The 840-nt window shown below is 62.4% G+C and carries 1 protein-coding gene; it reads left to right on the top strand.

Translation table 11 applies throughout. From position 1 onward, the window contains the following. Positions 1–840, top strand: an 840-nt coding sequence (locus PIN01S_RS26150; RefSeq protein WP_139809714.1) for an IS4 family transposase, incomplete at both ends; no start/stop codon positions are given.

The following is an 840-nucleotide window of genomic DNA, read 5'->3' on the forward strand; positions in this document are numbered from 1 at the left end:
ATCCGCGCTGGACCTGTCCGCCCAGGCCACCATACGGAGGCGGCGCTTGCCCAGCGACCAGGTACTCTGGCTGGTACTGGGCATGGCCTTGTTCCGCGACGAGCCGGTTCATGAGGTCGCACGACGCCTGAACATCTGCGCTCAGGGCCTGGCCTCTCTCGACCTGCTGGCCAGGAGCGGTGTCACCGAGGCGCGCAAACGGCTGGGGGCCGATCCGGTTGAGTGGCTGTTCCGCCAGACGGGTAACCAATGGGGCTGCGAGCGCTATGACGGTGATACCTGGCAAGGGCTGCAGGTTTTGGCCGTGGATGGTGCGCTCCTGCGCACCCCGGATACTGCCGAACTCCGAGAGCATTTCGGCTCCGGCAATACCGCCACCGACCGTCAGACGCCCTTTCCCATGCTGAGGCTGGTGGCCTTGATGAACGTGCGCTCGCATCTGATTCTCGATGCCCAACTGAGTCCCTATCGACGCAGTGAAATGCGCCTGGCCAATGAGTTTTTGCAGCAGATTCCCAGCCGTTCGGTGACGCTATTCGATAAGGGCTTCTGGAGTGCCGATTTACTGCTGAGCCTGGCCACGTCAGAGGAAGATCGGCACTGGCTGATTCCGGCCCGCAAGGCGCTGGTCAGCGAAGAAGTCGCTCGCTACGGCAAGGGCGACCGCCTGCTGCGTATGAAGGTGTCGGCTCAGGCCAGAAAGCGTAACCCCAACCTGCCAACGCACTGGGACGTGCGCGAGGTTAGCTACGAGGTAAAGGGCAAGATCAAAACCGTACTCACCTCGCTGCCTGTGGACACTTACAGCGCCAAGGCCATCGCCACGTTGTATCGGGAGCG

Source organism: Pseudomonas indica NBRC 103045 (assembly GCF_002091635.1).
Lineage (GTDB): Bacteria > Pseudomonadota > Gammaproteobacteria > Pseudomonadales > Pseudomonadaceae > Pseudomonas_M > Pseudomonas_M indica.